This is a genomic window from Rhodococcus sp. USK10, from assembly GCF_019378875.1.
Classification (GTDB): Bacteria; Actinomycetota; Actinomycetes; order Mycobacteriales; family Mycobacteriaceae; genus Rhodococcus_F; species Rhodococcus_F pseudokoreensis.
In genome coordinates, this window is the sequence record NZ_CP076047.1 from 619,121 (window position 1) to 635,185 (window position 16,065).

Sequence of the window (16,065 nt, forward strand, 5' to 3'; positions counted from 1 at the left end):
ATTGCGCAGACCTTGTAATTAGCTTACAGCTACCCATGGTCAACCATCCACCGTGGACAGATACGAAACGGCGCCAGATGATTGCGAGATGTTCCGCCGCCCCTGAGTGGATCTGTGTTGGACGCTGAAGTGCCGCACTGCTCCGCATTCTGGTTGACACTGTCGCGCCCAAGCCCGTCGATCAATGTCCGGCATCCGTCGCCGTCGAGGATTGCCTGTGGACGTGCGACACAGGATCGGTATAACCACTTGTTGAAGGCTTGCCGGGAAAATCTCAGCACGTGGAGGTCACCGTGACGGCGATATCGTCCGCGGCAAGGTCGAGGACCAGTGGGGACATTCCCCGAGCGCTCCGTGTAGGGAGGTGTGCAAGTTTGGGTTGATGTCCCTCGACAGATTGGCCCCGCCCGGCGCATCGCCTCTGCCTCCCGCGCAGACGGACCCGCAGAGAATGCTTCTCTGAGATCGTGCGATGCGTCCTTGGTTTACCCGGGGCGCTTCCTGTTCTCGACGTCTTTTCGCAGCCGGTTGCGTCGTCGGGCGAGTTGATCCATCGGCGACTCGCGTCTGTACGCCTCGGCGACGACATCGCGTCGGAACCTTTCCGGGTGCGGCTTGGGAATGGCGATCGTTCTTCCGCTGGGAGGGCGAATCCCTCACAGGTCGGATGTCAACCAAAGCCGGGGCAGCCACAATGGTGTTGCGGATCAGCACATCAACTCGACTGTGAGGGGAACGCGACTGTAGGCCGCCGACCGAGTAAGGCGCTCGAATGAAGGATGCCCGCCGTGGCCCTTGACGATCATCTATTCTCGCTGGGCAGTGACGTGACGACCTCATGGCCCTGAGTATTGCACCTTCTGGGCGTTCCAGTCTGGTCAGATGATGGGCTACAGCAACGCTATAATCGAATTATCCTGGAACCGAATGCAGGTCGAGCCTTTAGACCGGAAAATAGACGATACGCAGCGAGGTGGCGAGCGCAATCTTCGACTTCTTCCACAATCGTCAATTCCGCCACTCAAGTCGCTCATGACTGACCCCATCGAAGATTGTGAAAGCAAAATCCGCCACTACCGTCAGTCACTTGATATTCAACCCGGCGGATCAAACGCGGTACGGCCCAAACGTTTAACCAGACACCATCCCCACGAGAGCCCCACTACCTGGTATCGGGCGCGCGATCCGTGCCCGCAGGAATTCATAACCGACCAGGCTGCGCGGCGCTGATATGGTCCTCGCCGATTCGTCCGCCCCCGTCTGCCTGCTGCGTAATTTGGAACCTCGTCTTGCCCGGCGTCAGTGAGCTAGGCTGCTGGTCAGGGAGTCCTGAGAGGTGAGTCTTTCGAGCTTATGAGTACTTCGTCCGGCGAATACTGAACTCTGCAATTTTCGTTCACGGTGCGCTGGCTGTCTAGCGGTGATTTGTGGGGGAGTATCATAGCTGAATAGTCGAGAACGATACGCTGATCTGATAATCTGATTTTGTAGTACGGAGATTTGGAGGTTGGATGAATTCCGGGGTGCCCGATAGGGCTGTTGCTGAAAACGATGATACATCGCCCCCATTGATCGCTCGCGTCGAAATATCGACGGGAATAATTGAGTCGGCCGCTTCATTATTCCGCGAGCGCGGATATGCTGCTTGCACGACACGCGGCCTTGCTTCGGCATTGGGTATTCAAAAAGCTACGCTGTATCACTATATCGATCGCAAAGAAGACCTTCTGTACGAAATTTGCCGACAGAGTCTGGTCGAACTTACTGAAGCTGTGCAAGCAACCTTGGAAACGGTGGATTCGTCGGCCGCGGTCCGGGCCGTCATCGCTACTCATTTGAGGATTGTACTAGCAAAGAAGGACATGTTTTCCGTGACTTTGATGGAGACAAGGTCCCTGACCGGAACCCGTCGAGAAAAGATCCTCGACGCGCGTCTGCGCTATAGGAATATAATTGGCGAGGTGGTGCGAGAGGGCCAATTGAACGGAGAATTGAGAAACGACATAGAAGCCACCAATCTTTCGATGGCCCTTCTCGATCACCTCAACTGGATTTTGTTCTCCCATTCCCTGGAGGGAAATCATATTCCGGAGAACATCGCTGAGCAATATACAATGATCTATCTTGAGGGCGCGGCCGCGAAACCATCCGACGGTAACTGACTGGCTGGAGCTATAGGGTAGGGGCCTGGGGACGCGCAAGTTTCTGCTATTCCTCTGGGGCGAGGGTCAGAATCAGCCCGGACAGGGTTTCGTCATAACCTATCTGGCAGGAGAGTCGTGACTGATCCTCGCGGAATGATTCGGTTTCGCTGACCAGTTCTTGCTCGTCTTCGGAGCGCGGGTTCAGTTGTTGCACAATCTTCGGGTCGAGGTACACATGGCAGGTTGCGCAGGACGCAGATCCACCGCAAGCGGCAAGGACCGGAAGGTCATTGTCACGTATCGCCTCCATCAAGGATTGATCGGATTGCCAGATGATGTCGTGATGTTCGCCGACCCGGTCGACGACTGTGATTTTGCTTTCATTCATTTCTCTTCTCCTATCGATCGGCGGGCGAAAGTTGTGCCGCTGAGAGTTTTTGGTGTGGATCGGCGGCCGTTGCGGGATCGAGCGCAGTGCGTGCGCCGATCAGTTTCTTGGCCGAGGTGAAATCTGCGAGGGAGCCAATCGAATCGATTGCGGCGAGTCTTCCCTTCCGGAGGTAGAGGACCGAATGACGGCCAGACCGGGGATCTCCGCGAAAGACGGTTTCATCGGACTCCCGTCTCAGTCCCGCGCTTTGCAGTCGGACTCCGTGTTGAACGGTCCAGAACCACGGGACCTCCGATTCGGGCATATTATGGCCGAGGATATGGCGGGTGGCCTTCTCTGCTTGGTGGAGGGCATTCTGCACACATTCCAGGCGGATGACTTCACTTTCAGAGAAGCTGAATCGCGTGACGTCACCGATTGCATAGATATTCGGATCCGAAGTTCGGCAGTGCTGATCCACCAAGATTCCATCCGAACAGTCGATGTCCGCCTCGTGCGCCAACGAATCATTCGGCACTACCCCGATTCCAACCACGGCGAGGTCGGCGGGCAACCATTGTCCATCGGAGGTGCGCACGCCGTCCACACGGCCGAGTCCGGTGAATTCGGTGACCGAGGTACCCAGACGGAACGTGGTGCCCTTCGATTCGTGCAACTGCTGGAAGAACTTCGACACAGGTTCGGACGTGACCCGCTTCATTACTCGGTCCTGGGCTTCGAGCACGACCACATCTACCCCGCGCTCGGTGGCTGCGGCCGCGACCTCCATGCCGATATAGCCCGCGCCGATTATGACGAGACGGTTGCCCCTGACCAGGTGTGGTGTCAGTTCTGCGGAGTCGGAGGCTGTTCGCAGCGAGAATACCCCCGGGAGCTGGACTCCGGGAACGGCCATCGGCCGTGCCCGACACCCAGTGGCCAGAATCAACGTGTCGTATGGAATCCGGGTACCGCCGGCAAGGATGACGGCGGTGCGGCTCCGATCCACCTGCACCGCAGGTGCTCCGGTTACCAGATCGATGCCCTTCGCCGCGAAATAGTCCGGCCTGCGCAGCGGTTTGCGTGTGCTGCCTGCGGCCGCCTTGAGTGCCTCCTTCGACAGCGGTGGACGTTCGTACGGAACGCCCGACTGGGCGTCTACCAGTGTGATCCGGTCGAACCGTCCTGATTCCGCCAGTCGCGCCGCGGCGTGTACACCCGCATGACCGGCACCGAGCACCACCACCGACTTGTTGTCCATTGAGATCTCCTTGTTGCCTGCGATGTGACTGTTGCCCGAGACCTCGACTACCGATGACGGCGCTCGACCAGGCCGTACAGGTGCCGCGGCCCCACGGTCAGCCCGCTTCCGCTGGCCATCTCCATCGGGTTGTCCGGGTCGAGCGTTATCCGGGCGATCTTTCGCGCCATGCACTGAACGGCGATTCTGGTCTCCAATCGAGCCAGGGGCGCGCCGATGCAGCTGTGTACGCCGAAACCGAAACCGAAGTGCCCCTCATTGGTTCGATCGATGTCGAAGACGTCGGGATTGGCGAATTTCGACTCGTCCCGATTTGCTGATGCGATGAGTAGCCGTACCATCGATCCTGCCGGTATGGTCACCCCGGACATCTCGACATCGGTCCGGGTCTGTCGGGTGGTGCGGTGGACGGTGCCTCGGGTGCGGGCGAGCTCCTCGACGAACAACTCTGCATCGGCCGGTCGGGAATTGATTCGATCGAGCAGTTCCGGGCTTTCGGTCAACTGACGCACCGCGTTTCCGATCAGGAAGGTGGTCGTGTCATGGCCGGCGACGAACAGGAAGGCGCACATCTCCCGCGCTTCCTTGGTCGCCAGTCCGCCCGACTTCCACTGCCGTGCGAGGTGTCCCCCGACCGAGGGGCTCTCGTCGCGGTACAGACGTTCGAGATTCGCTTCGATGAAGTCGAGGAATACCGCGGTGGTCTCTCGATCGGATTCCGTACCGGGCAGTCCGCGACTTCGGCGGTGGACGCTGAGCAGCATGCTCGACCAGTGTCGTAACTGCTCGATGTTGTCGGCCGGGATATCGAGAATCGCCGCGATGGTCGTCATCGTCAGCGGTGTGGCAACCTGTTCAGTGATGTCTCCGCCGCCGGCGTCGACATAGGTTCCGAGCAGGCTGTCGGCGCAGTCACGGACTCGGTCTTCGACCAGCGCAATGGACTTCGGGTTGAATGCCCCGGCCACCGCGCCGCGGAGCCGGGTGTGATCGGGTGCATCGAACAACGGAAGGAAGGTCACCGGGACCGGATCCTCGAGCTGAGAGCCGAATACCTTCGGCGTGCGTGAGGCCTTGCGTACGTCCTCGTAGCGGGCAAGATGCCAGAATTCGCCCCCGTCGTACCGCACCCGCAGTACCGGGGCGTGCGCTCGCATGTACTTGTAGTGCTCGAACGGTTCAGCCATCGATCCGTCGTCGTCGAAGATCGAGAACTCGCCCAGTCCGTTGGGCCAGTCGATCTCGTGCGCGTAGGGAGCCTCGCTGCGCAGTTCGTCATTCGTGACAGACACGTCGAATTCCTTTCGTCGAATGTGTCCAGGTGGATTCAGCGGTGCCCGTGGAATTCGAGATGAGCCCGGATGTGAGTGTTGTCGGGGGAGAGGTAGCCGTGCTTGTGCGCATACTGGAGCATGTCCTCGTATCGGCGGCGCCAGACTGCGCAAGACGGCGCGCGCTCCTCGACGAACGTGCGCGAAATCCAGGCGTATTCACCGGCGAGATAGCCGGATTCGGTGCGTGCCAGTATTTCGGCCACGTCGTCCAGGGGCATGTCGAGAGCGTGAACCGAGAACGTCGAGGTTTCCTCGGCGTCGATCAGCGTCGCGGTACGGTCGGGCGTCACGGAGATAATCATGTCGGCCTCGTCGGTTGTGGTGCACTGTCGTGGGAAGATTGGCATTGGAACGTGGCTGCAGGACATTATCGATAGGTGGGCGGACCGCCTTTTCGGTCGGGGAGTCCGTATGACCCGCGGTGGAATATCAGTGGATTGCGTGGCGGCCTGGCGTCGAGGTCTCGGACGCGGCCGAGCACGATGGTGTGATCACCTCCCGGGTACTCCATTTCGAGTGTGCACTCGGCCCACGCGCATACGCCCGCCAGGATCGGTGACTTATCCGGTGCGGGGGTCCATTCCACGCCAGCGAACTTGTCGCCGCCGGACCTGGCGAACTGGTTGCTGTGGTGCTCGTGGTCGTCGGCGAGGATGTTGACGCAGAATGTGCCGATCTCACGGATCTGTGGCCATGTCTTCGAGGTACGGGCAGGGGCGAAGCTGACCAACGGTGGTTCCAAAGACAGTGAGGTGAAAGACTGGCAGGTAAAGCCGATCGGGCCCTCGGGTCCTGCCGCGGTGACCACCACTACGCCGGATGCGAACTGGCCGAGGACCGTACGTAGGGTCGTGGGGTCGACCTTGGTCATGGTCGGTGGGGTGTACTGATCTGTCATCACTGTCTGTCCTTCTCGTCGTCTTCCGATGTGATGCACTCGAATGCCGATCGTTTTTGACTATCCGGTGCGCTGCGATCCGAGTTCTTCGAGTGGGACCCGGTAGGTTTCGCGGCCAGAGGCACCTGCGATTCCGGCTACCACGGCGCACGTTGCGCCGAGGATCGCGACGGGAAGCCAGGCCGTGCCTCCGTGGCCGATGATCGACCAGCCGATCGCCGGGGTGAAACCCGCCATCAAGAACCCCAATTGGGTACCGATAGCGAATCCAGAGAATCGCACTGCGGCAGGGAACATCTCGGCGAACAAGACCGTCCAGACACCGTTCATCATTCCGGTGAAAATCGACATGTTGATCAGACTTGCCACGAGCACCGCGGCGGTGGATCCGGTGCCCAGCGCCCAGAAGTACAAGAACGTCGATGCTCCGCTGCCGAGGGTTCCGATGAACCAGATGGGTCGTCGACCGACCCTGTCGGAGATCCACCCGAACATCGGGACCGTGGCCATGGTGATTCCCATCGCGACCGACGATGCCACGAGCATCGTGGTTTTCGACACCCCGACTTCTGCGCTGGTGGCGTACGAGAGTCCGAATACGCTGATCACTGTCTGCGAGGCCGCGAAGAGAGAGGCGAAGACAACCCGAAGGACCGTGCGCCAATGGGTGCGGAACACCTCGACGGCCGGGATTGCCACGAGTTGCTTGTTCTTCTTGGCTTCCTCGAAGGTCGGTGTTTCGTCGAGCCCACGTCTGAGGTAGTAGGCGACCACCAGAATGAGCGATCCGAGAATGAACGGGATCCGCCAGCCCCACGACAAAAACGCATCATCGGGCAGAAGTGTGAGGGGTACGAAGGTCAGGCTCGCCAGTACCATGGCGGCGGAGTACCCGACCAGGGTGAAGCTGGTGAAGAAGGCGCGTTTTCCCTCCGGGGAATTCTCCAGGGTCAGCGCGGTTGCTCCCGCAGCCTCTCCGCCGGCGGAAAAACCCTGAACCAGGCGGCAAATGACCAAAAATGTGGGGGCGAGGGCGCCGATCTGGCTGTAGGTGGGCAGCAATGCGATGGTCATGCTCGCGGCACCCATCACTGCGAGCGTCAGCATCAGTACCCGCTTTCGCCCGATCCGGTCGCCGAGATTGCCGAACACTACCGCGCCGAGCGGACGGGCGAGATATCCGATTCCGAAGGTGGCCAACGAGGAAATGGCGGCAACCGTGGGGTTTCCGGTGGGAAAGAACACCTTGTTGAGGACTAACGCGGAGGCGGTTCCATACACGAAGAAGTCGTAGTACTCGAGGGTGCTGCCGAGCAGCGCAGACCACGCTGCCCGCCACGGATTCTGCTGTCGGCTCGTGCCGACTCCGTCGGGGAGACGGTCTTCCTGTGGGACTTCGAGTTGGTCTTTGCCGGTTGGGTTCATTGTTCATTCCGTATCTTGTCCGGAGAACTGCAGGGAGTGTGGTGGTCAGTTGGGGAACCGGATCGTGACGTGAAAGTTCGTGCCGACGGTCGACGGGGCGGCGCGCCGATGTCGAGTAGCCGGTCCAGATCTTCGATCTTGGTGCGGCTGCATCCACGGTCGGTGCCGAGGGCAGTCTCGGCGGCGTCGATGTCGGTCCATCCGTTCCATGACACGACGCGTACTTGCTGATCGCGCAGGCGTCGTAGCATTACCGCCTCGTCGACTGGTTGATGCGCGGCGCCGGCCAGATCGGCTCTCAGTGTGTTGATCGTTTCCGTTGCGCATTGCTTATTGGAGCCGATGATTCCGCTGGGGCCGCGCTTGATCCAGCCTGCCACATAGAGTCCCTGCGCCACGCGGCCGCGTTGGTTCGGAATCAGCCCGCGTTGCTCGTCGAACGGGACCCCGGCGATTGGTTCGCCCAAATATCCGATGGAGCGGATCACTGCCTGGACTTCGAGGATGCGTGCCTCGCGCGTGAGATCCGGTGAAGGCGTTGCTTCGGTCGAAGCTCGGTGTAAGCGTATGGCTTCGACGCGGTCCGTGCCGACGATTTCGGACGGGTGTTGTCGGAACCAGAATCGCAGGGTCTTGCCGACGGTTGCCGCGGGGTCGCGTGTCGGCACAGACGCCCATCGGCGGAAGATGTCGACGCGCTCTCGGACCATGCTGTCCGCGTCGTAGGTGGCCTGTTCCTCGGCGGTCAGGGAAGTATCCGAAGGATCGACGGCGACGTGCAGTCCCTCGATGTTCTCCAGTTCGGTCAGCTCGGCGGGGGTGAAGCGGGTGTCGGTGACGCCGCGCCGGATGATGATGTGAACGTCGCTCACCCGAGTTCGACCGAGGGCATCCAGTACGGTAGCGGGTACATCGGTCTCCGACCAGGAATCGGGAGCCTTGAGGAGCACGCGGGCCACATCGAGGCTCACATTCCCGGCCCCGATGACCGCGACCTTCGACGATCCCTCCGCCAGTGGTGACCCGCACAGCGGGTGGCCGTTGTACCAGGAGACGATGTCAGCTGCCGCATGGTTCCCGGTCAGATTCTCACCCGGTATTCCCAGGCGGCGTGAATGCTGTGCGCCGGTCGCGAGAACGACGGCGTGGTAGTTCGCCCGGAGGTCGTCGACCGTGATGTGGCGTCCCAGATCGACATTGCCCGCGAAGCGCACGCGCGGGTTACCCAGGGTACGGGTGAGGACCTTCCCCACCGATTTGATTCGGAAATGATCCGGAGCAACCCCGTACCGTATGAGACCGAACGGTGTGGGAAGTCTGTCGAATACATCGATGCGGGTGTCGGGATCGCGTAGCAGCTCGGCGGTGGCGAACGCGCCTGACGGCCCGGCTCCGACGACAGCGATAGTGGGCAATGCGGGTCCCTTTCTCGGGGCGGGTGGAGGAGTCGGTTCGCGTGTGAGTAGCCGCGGGAGAGAGGTTCTGTCAGCTGCTGGTTGCGTCGAGCCACTTGGCGCGTTTGGCGGGCTCGGCATGGTGGAGATAGTTCGCTCGGGCGCCTCCGTCCACCAGAATGTCCGATCCGGTGATGTAGGAGGCCGCGGGAGTGGTGAGGAATTCGACGACGGTCGCGATTTCGTCGGGGTCGGCGCGGCGACCGAAGGCGGTGTCGTCGCCGCGGAGCGGACTGCGGGCAGCCATTCGGGTGTCCGCGCCGCCCGGGGACACCGACACGATCCGGGAGCCGGCGCGGCCCCAGCGTTTGGCACGTTCCTGGCACATGACCTGAACGCCGCGCTTGGATATCGCATATGTCAGTCGGGGATTGGCATGGTAAGCGACGGTGTTGCACAGACGCTCGAGGAAGTCGCCGGCGGTGGGGTCGATCAGATCAGCGTCGATCGTGGCCGGCAAGGTGCGGTATGCGGATATCGAGGCTATGCAGACGGCAACCTCACCACCGGTCAATCGTTTCTCGAAGGTATCGAGCAACTGCGCGGTGCTCAGCAGGTTCACTCGCAGCATGTGGTCGCTGTCCTCGGTCATGAAGGGAGCCAATCCGGCGCAGTGCACCAGGTTCGACCACTGTCCGAGTTCGTCGGCGGCACTGCCCAGGTCCGCCGCGGCTGCGGGGCTCGTGAGGTCGGCTGGTAGTGCCCGCACCTGTAAGCCCTCCGAACGCAGATCGTGTGCGGCGTCCTCGAGTGCAGCGCCGTCGATGTCGGTGATCAGGAGATGGCTACTGGTCCTGCCGAGTCGGCGAGCCACAGCAAGTCCGATACCGCGTGCTGCGCCGGTCACCACGGTGACGCCGTTTGTATTGCGGCGCAAAGTCATTCGTCCTCCGGAGAGAGTCGGCCGACCATCCGCACCGGCGCGCCGTCGCCGGCCGAAATGGCCAACGGCAGTATTAACAGGTCTAGGCGGTTCGGCAGGGATTCTGGTAGTAGCGCATTTTCGACGATCAGTACGTCGGCACCGAGTAGCCGATGGTGGACGGAAAAATCGAATGCTGCGTCGCCGCGCAGCGTTCTCGGCTGTTCCGGGGTGAGCAAGTCGACGGCGACCAGCCGTACGCCTCGGTCCAGGAGCCAGTCGACCGCGCTCGCGTCGAGGTAGGGGTGCCGAAAGTACTCGGATTCGTTGTACAGATCGGAGTATCCGGTTCTGATCAGGACCCGGTCGCCGTCTCGCACGTGAGCGCCGGCGGCGTCGAGGTCAGCGCCCGCGACTGCCTGGTGTTCGGTACGTGGCACATGCACAAAGCTCGCAGGGCCGCAGAGCCAGTCGAGGGGAATCTCGGCGAGCGTGCGGCCGTTCGGGATGAAGTGGTCGGGGGCGTCGAGGTGTGTCCCGGAGTGAGTGGCGAAGCTTGTGAAGCTGATGTTGGCGATATCGTCACCCAGCCGCCACAGGTCCCGCACCTCGACCTCGGGCAGTGGACCGCCGAGCGGAATCCCCGGCCGGAGTGGATGGGTGAGATCGATGAGCGTGTCTGGCCCGACAGGGGCGACGGTACGCTCTGTGGGGACGGGGGTGGTCATCGGTCTATATCCGATTCCTCGAACAGGGCGGGCACCGGATTTTCCTCGCGGAGCCAGGCTCGATTGTCGAAGGTGGCCCATTTGGGATCGTTCTTTTCGTAGGTTGCGATTTCGAGGGGATTTCCGTCGGGGTCGGAGAAGTAGATTCGGCCGGCGAGAAATCCTGCCTCCGACACCCACACCTTCGACACGTCGACTCCGTTCTTGGCGAGTCGATCTTGAAACCAGTGGAGATCGTCCATGGTGTCGACGTTGAAGGCGAGGTGATCGAGTTTCTGCGGCCGATGAGTCGGCTCGCTTGTCTCCGGCCAGAGGCTGTTGACGAGCGGACGCTCCGGGGGAACCATGTGCTTGCTTTGGTACAGGGCGAACAACTCGCCATTTCCCAACTCGAAAAAGTACTGACGCTCGTACTCTTCGCGCCAATCAGGTTGAGTGCGGACGACCCTCAATCCCAAGAGGTCCCGGTAGAACCGGGTGCTGCGGTTCAAATCGGTGCACAGCATGACGAGATGGTTGAATCCGGTGATCTTTCCGGCGGCGGCCCCGGTCGAGGCGATGATTTTCTGATGAGCGGCCAATGTCATTGTTCTACTCCGTCTCGGTGGATGCTGGGACTGGTTCCCAGCCGAAGGTTCTTGTTGCGGTCGTTCCGAGAATCTTCTCTCGCTCCTGCTGTGATAGTTCGTCGATCTCGTCGATGTACCGGACCTGCTCGAGGTGGGTTCCGAAGGCGCGGGTCCGGGTGATGTCGGTTCCCCACATCACGCGGTCTGCTCCGAACGCATCAAGAATTCGACGCAGGATCGGCCAGATATCGCGGAATGGAAATGCTTGGTGGGACAGTGCGGGGAGTCCGGTTATCTTGACGCTCACGTTCGGGTGCGCGGCGAGCGCGATCAGTTCACCGATACCCTCCCGGATCTGTGTCTGGGTCGGCTGCCCGACCACCGGCGGTGCCGGCAGGCCGGCGTGATCGACGATCAGCCTGCAGCCGTGGACGTGGGCGAGATGCCCGATGTTGCGCAGGTTGTCGACCCCCGGATACACACACACCGGAACGTCGAATTCGGCCGCCGCGTCGAGGTATTCGGCGAAAGCGTAACCACCCCAGTCCGCGGGGTCCTTGGAGGTGAGGCGAAGTCCGACAGCGGCGGGCTCGGCCGCCCAGCGCGCGATCTCGGAACGCACGCATGCGCTGCGCGGATCGATCCTTCCGACTACCGCGAAGCGCCCGGGATGAGTCCGCGCGGCGGCGAGGGCGAGGTCGTTGTTCCAGCCGCACCACGACGGCACGACCGCGATGGCGGAATCGATTCCGGCCGAGCGGATCGAGGAGGTCATCTCTGTCGGCGTGCAGTGCGCTCCGTGAACGCGGCGCAGCACGGATTCCCGCATGCTTGCGGGCCAATCAAAACCATGCCACAGGTGGACCTGGGTGTCGAGGATCGGTGCCGGGGGCGCCGGGTCCTGCGGTATCGACCGTGGTTGGGTGAGTGTCATCGATCAACCTGACTCCCGCGGTGGTGCGGGGCTGGGATCTTCGGCGGGGAGGCACTATCGGCCCGCGGTTGCGCTAAGCGTTCGATGCGTCGGGCCGCTTCGAACACCCCGGCCTGGGCGCGGATTGGATGTTCCTGTCTTACTGCGCACACCGCACTCCTGTCAACCGGCCGCCCGGTCGGTTTTGTTTTGGCGCGAAACGCACGGTCACGGGTGACGACGGTCCGGATTCCGTCGATGCGCTTGACGGTCGAACTGTGGGTATGTAGTGTCCTGGATCACACCGCCCGACCGGGCGCCCGGTCGGGACATGGCCGCCGAACGACGGACATCTGTCGGTCCGCGCGGCGCAGGTCGCAGTCCGACGACATCAATTGATTGGGGTACATCAGTGCACGTGAGAGAACTGGCGATTCTACGAGGCACCGCCGAGACCGCGGATGACCTGGAAACCAAGTTGGCTCAGGCGATCGAGGTGCTGGCACGTTCGACCGCGTGTGTCTCGGTCGAAGCGAATCGGGGCATCGAGGACCCACTGGTCTTCGTCCTCAATGTGGTGTGGACGAGCGTCGAGGACCATCTCGAGTTTCGCGAGAGCGAGTTGATGACCGAATATCGGTCCTATGTCTCTGGATTGCTCTCCGGTGCACCGGAATTCGCCCATTACCGAGCTATTTCGAGTCGGGAAGGCTCGGCAACCGCGCATGTGTGATCCGCAGGTGCGCAACGCTGCTGGGCGGCAGGTGCGCCCGGACGGCCCCGGGGGATTACGCTACGAATTGGTACCCAACTGGGCGCGGCTGCCCGAAGGCTGGGACCTCGGCCATACCGCGATCGCGGTCGACAGCCGCGACCGCGTCTACCTCTTCAATCGCTCGGAACATCCGTTGATCGTGCTCGAAGCGGATGGAACGTTCGCGGATTCCTGGGGCGAAGGACTCTTGGCCAGCGCACACCACGCTCACATCGATCGCGAGGACTTCCTCTATCTTCCGGTGCTGCATTCGCACGTGGTTCTCAAGTGCACCACCGACGGCACAGTCGTCCAGACACTGGGGCAGTGGGACCAGGCGTCCAACCCGGATTGGAACGGCGACCATCGTCAGTGGATGCGTGAGCCCGTCCCCCGCTCGCACGGTCCCTTCTGCCTTCCCACCGGTGTCGCGACCGGGCCGGACGGTTCCGTCTACGTCAGTGACGGATATGGGAATGCTCGGATACACCGCTTCGATTCGCACGGCACACTCCTCGGATCCTGGGGTCGGCCCGGTACGAGCGGGCCGGGAGCATTCTTCACCCCGCACGGGATTGCGGTGGACGAGGACGGCAGGGTGTTCGTCGCCGATCGTCAGAACGACCGCCTGCAGATCTTCTCCCCGGACGGACAGTACTTGGAGGAGTGGGACGGATTCCACGAGCCGTGCGATATCCACATCGCGCAGGGTCTGGTGTACGTCGCCGAAGGCGCAGGGGTACACCGCGCTTCAGGTCTGCTCCAGATTCGTTCGCTGCGCGGCGATGTGCTCAGCGTATGGGACCGCGGACCGGCAGGTAGAGGCGCTCACGACGTGTGCGTCGATTCGACAGGGGCCGTGTACATCAACGCGCTGGACGGAAACCGGCTACTGAAATTTGTTCCTGCATAGATCTGTTCCTGTCGGCCGGTCCACGACAGTGACGGGCGGCGTCAGATCCAATCAACTCGGCACGATAGAAGGAGAACGCGACATGGTGGACTTCGCACTGGGGGACAAGGTAGTTCTCGTTACCGGCGGCGGTTCGGGCATCGGGCGCGAGGTGTGCTTGCAGGCGGCCGAAAACGGCGCGCGCGTGGCAGTTCTCGATGTCAGTCAGGACGCGGCCGATGCCGTCGCCGCGGAAATCAAACAGCGTGGCGGCGTGGCCGCAGCACTCACAGCAGATGTGCGCGACGAACAGCAGACCACGTCTGCGGTGACCCGTGCCGAAGAACTGCTCGGACCGCTCGATGGTGTGGTGGCCTGCGCCGGAATTTCACGTCCCGCACCGGCGGTGGAAATGCCACTGCAACTGTGGGAGCAGGTCATCGACATCAATCTCACCGGCGTCTTCCTCACCACCAAGATCGCCGGTGCGCGACTGCTCGAACGGGGCGGTTCGGTAGTGGTCGTCAGCTCGGTGGATGGAATCGGGGGCCAGGCAGACCGAGTGCACTACTCCGCGTCGAAGTTCGGCGTGGCGGGCATCGTCAAGACCCTGGCAATCGAGTGGGGACGCCGCGGTGTCCGCGTCAATGCGGTGGCCCCGGGCGCCGTCGATACCCCATTGCTCCGGCAGATTCACTCGGAACAGATGATCGCCGACAATATCCTGGTCCGCACACCCCTCGGCCGCCTGTCGAGTGCGGCGGACCAGGCGGCGGCCATCATGTTCTTCCTCAGCGACGCGTCGACGTATGTGACCGGAACCGTCCTGCCGGTGGACGGCGGATTGACCGCCGGTTGCTTCAACAATGAACCGCTCGCCTGATCGAGCGGTCCGGCTCGCAATTACCACGGCTCGAGACATCGAAACTCCCCTTATGCAGATGAGTGTGGAGGATCGACTCGACTCGAAAGATCGAAAGATCGAAACTAGTTGGAGGTGTTGAATGAAGATTTCAATTTTCGTCGAAGTTACCGTTCCTCGTCCCTGGGCGCCCAGCACCGAGCACCGGGCGTTCACCGAGGTGCTCGAGCAGATCGAGTTCGCGGACAAGCAAGGGTTCCATTCGGTGTGGGTGACCGAGCATCATTTCATGGAGGAGTATGCGCACGCCAGCGCGCCGGAGATCCTGCTTGCTGCCGCCGCACGGACGACCACCAATATCCGACTGGGGCACGGGATCGTCTCGATGCCACCAGGTGTCAACCATCCGGCGCGAGTGGCTGAGCGGATCTCGACGTTGGATCTGATCTCGAACGGGCGCGTCGAGTTCGGAACAGGAGAGTCGTCCTCGGTCGCCGAGCTGGGTGGATTCGAGATCGACCCCGGTAAGAAGCGGGAAATGTGGCGCGAGGGAGTCAAAGTCGCGACCAGGTGCATGAGCGAGGAGCCGTTCACCGGCTTCACCGGAGAATTCGTGAGCATGCCTCCTCGCAACGTCGTGCCCAAGCCCATGCAGCGGCCTCACCCGCCGGTGTGGGTAGCATGTACACGGCCGGCGACCATGACGATGGCGGCTGAGAACGGTCTTGGTGCCTTGGCATTCGTCACCAAGGCCGATGTGGACTCGGTTCGTGCGGACGTCGAGCGTTACTACTCCACCTTCGAGTCCTCGGCCGTCCCCTTGACCGGGACACTCAATCCCAACGTGCTCTATACCGGCGGAAACATGATGGTCGCCTCGAGCTACGAGCAAGCCGTCGACAGGATCGGGCACAGCGGCGGATTCTTCCCCTGGGCGATCGGGTACTACTACGTCACAGGTGATCATCACCCCGGTCGCGACGAGTTGTATCGGAAGTACGAGGCGGTTGCCAAGGGTGAGGCGGCCCCGCACGAGTTGCGGTTGGACGAGAATTCGCAAGGCACTCGGGCCGACTGGAAGAGGCTGGCCTCCGAGGCGCTGCAGAAGAATCTCTCGGCCTGGCCCGGCGTGGGCACCCCCGACATGGTCAGGGACCGTATCAGGGCGTACGAGGATGCGGGACTCGACCAGTTGATGTTCCTGTTGCCGCCGGTCAAACATGAGTTCGTCATGGAGTCGCTGGAGTTCTTCGGCAAGGAGATCATCCCCGAATTCCATGAGCGGGACGAGAAGTTGCAGCGGGAGAAGGCGATTGCCCTCGAGCCCGCGCTCGAGCGCGCGATGAGCCGGCGAGTCGACGATGCCCCCGCATACGATCCGGAGTACTCGTTCGGCGGTGCACCGGTGTCATTCGACAAGAAGTCGGTGGCGTCTGAAGTGGCCGAGTCCCGACTCGGGTTGTCCGGCGAAGCTGTTCAGTCGATGGCACTGCGCAGGGCGGGTGTAGGGAGCTGAAGTTGCCGGGCAACGGGCGCAGGCCCGTTGCCCGGGTGCCGACCAAATAGCTGCTAAAAGGCAGTTTCCGACTTTTCCGAGAA

The 16,065-nt window shown here is 61.8% G+C and carries 16 protein-coding genes; 5 read left to right on the forward strand and 11 right to left on the reverse strand.

Annotated elements, in window-relative coordinates; translation table 11 throughout:
- Positions 1–1,511 precede the first annotated feature (1,511 nt).
- Positions 1,512–2,162, forward strand: coding sequence for a TetR/AcrR family transcriptional regulator (locus I1A62_RS03375; RefSeq protein ID WP_219454099.1), 651 nt, complete (start codon positions 1,512–1,514; stop codon positions 2,160–2,162).
- 46 nt (positions 2,163–2,208) lie between these two features.
- Here I1A62_RS03375 and I1A62_RS03380 read toward each other — a convergent pair whose 3' ends face one another.
- From I1A62_RS03380 to I1A62_RS03430, 11 genes are all read right to left on the reverse strand, one after another.
- The gene (locus tag I1A62_RS03380; protein ID WP_219454101.1) at positions 2,209–2,532 is read right to left on the reverse strand and encodes a 2Fe-2S iron-sulfur cluster-binding protein; all 324 of its coding nucleotides are present in this window, start codon (positions 2,530–2,532) and stop codon (positions 2,209–2,211) included.
- Positions 2,533–2,542: 10 nt separating this feature from the next.
- Positions 2,543–3,775 (reverse strand): NAD(P)/FAD-dependent oxidoreductase, encoded by a 1,233-nt coding sequence (locus tag I1A62_RS03385; protein ID WP_219454103.1) that lies wholly within the window; start codon positions 3,773–3,775, stop codon positions 2,543–2,545.
- 47 nt (positions 3,776–3,822) lie between these two features.
- Positions 3,823–5,067 carry a cytochrome P450 gene (locus tag I1A62_RS03390; protein WP_219454105.1) on the reverse strand — a complete coding sequence of 415 codons (1,245 nt, stop codon included), beginning with the start codon at positions 5,065–5,067 and terminating at the stop codon, positions 3,823–3,825.
- 35 nt (positions 5,068–5,102) lie between these two features.
- Positions 5,103–5,399 carry a hypothetical protein gene (locus I1A62_RS03395; protein WP_219454108.1) on the reverse strand — a complete coding sequence of 99 codons (297 nt, stop codon included), beginning with the start codon at positions 5,397–5,399 and terminating at the stop codon, positions 5,103–5,105.
- 77 nt (positions 5,400–5,476) lie between these two features.
- Positions 5,477–6,007, reverse strand: coding sequence for a flavin reductase family protein (locus tag I1A62_RS03400; RefSeq protein WP_219454110.1), 531 nt, complete (start codon positions 6,005–6,007; stop codon positions 5,477–5,479).
- A 60-nt stretch (positions 6,008–6,067) separates the two neighbouring features.
- Positions 6,068–7,432, reverse strand: a complete 1,365-nt coding sequence (locus tag I1A62_RS03405) for an MFS transporter (RefSeq protein WP_219454112.1) — start codon at positions 7,430–7,432, stop codon at positions 6,068–6,070.
- On the reverse strand, positions 7,429–8,967 hold the full coding sequence (locus I1A62_RS03410) for an FAD-dependent oxidoreductase (protein WP_219454114.1): 1,539 nt from the start codon (positions 8,965–8,967) through the stop codon (positions 7,429–7,431). The genes I1A62_RS03405 and I1A62_RS03410 overlap by 4 nt, the downstream gene beginning before the upstream one ends.
- Positions 8,918–9,769 carry an SDR family oxidoreductase gene (locus I1A62_RS03415; RefSeq protein WP_219454116.1) on the reverse strand — a complete coding sequence of 284 codons (852 nt, stop codon included), beginning with the start codon at positions 9,767–9,769 and terminating at the stop codon, positions 8,918–8,920. Before I1A62_RS03415 ends, I1A62_RS03410 begins: the two co-directional genes overlap by 50 nt.
- Positions 9,766–10,476: a cyclase family protein gene (locus I1A62_RS03420; protein ID WP_219454118.1), complete on the reverse strand. Its 711-nt coding sequence runs from the start codon at positions 10,474–10,476 to the stop codon at positions 9,766–9,768. Before I1A62_RS03420 ends, I1A62_RS03415 begins: the two co-directional genes overlap by 4 nt.
- Positions 10,473–11,063 (reverse strand): VOC family protein, encoded by a 591-nt coding sequence (locus I1A62_RS03425; protein WP_219454120.1) that lies wholly within the window; start codon positions 11,061–11,063, stop codon positions 10,473–10,475. The genes I1A62_RS03420 and I1A62_RS03425 overlap by 4 nt, the downstream gene beginning before the upstream one ends.
- A 4-nt stretch (positions 11,064–11,067) precedes the next feature.
- On the reverse strand, positions 11,068–11,979 hold the full coding sequence (locus I1A62_RS03430) for an amidohydrolase (protein ID WP_219454122.1): 912 nt from the start codon (positions 11,977–11,979) through the stop codon (positions 11,068–11,070).
- Positions 11,980–12,376: 397 nt separating this feature from the next.
- Between I1A62_RS03430 and I1A62_RS03435 the strand changes: the two genes are divergently transcribed.
- The 4 genes from I1A62_RS03435 to I1A62_RS03450 all read left to right on the forward strand — a co-directional run bounded on the left by I1A62_RS03435 (position 12,377) and on the right by I1A62_RS03450 (position 15,982).
- Complete coding sequence (locus I1A62_RS03435; RefSeq protein WP_219454124.1) at positions 12,377–12,691, forward strand: putative quinol monooxygenase; 315 nt, start codon at positions 12,377–12,379, stop codon at positions 12,689–12,691.
- A 7-nt stretch (positions 12,692–12,698) separates the two neighbouring features.
- Positions 12,699–13,625 (forward strand): hypothetical protein, encoded by a 927-nt coding sequence (locus I1A62_RS03440; protein WP_219454126.1) that lies wholly within the window; start codon positions 12,699–12,701, stop codon positions 13,623–13,625.
- Between the two features lie 82 nt (positions 13,626–13,707).
- The gene (locus tag I1A62_RS03445) at positions 13,708–14,487 is read left to right on the forward strand and encodes an SDR family NAD(P)-dependent oxidoreductase (protein WP_219454127.1); all 780 of its coding nucleotides are present in this window, start codon (positions 13,708–13,710) and stop codon (positions 14,485–14,487) included.
- A gap of 121 nt (positions 14,488–14,608) precedes the next feature.
- Entirely contained in the window at positions 14,609–15,982 is a 1,374-nt protein-coding gene (locus I1A62_RS03450; RefSeq protein WP_219454129.1) for an LLM class flavin-dependent oxidoreductase, read from the forward strand.
- Positions 15,983–16,065 lie beyond the last annotated feature (83 nt).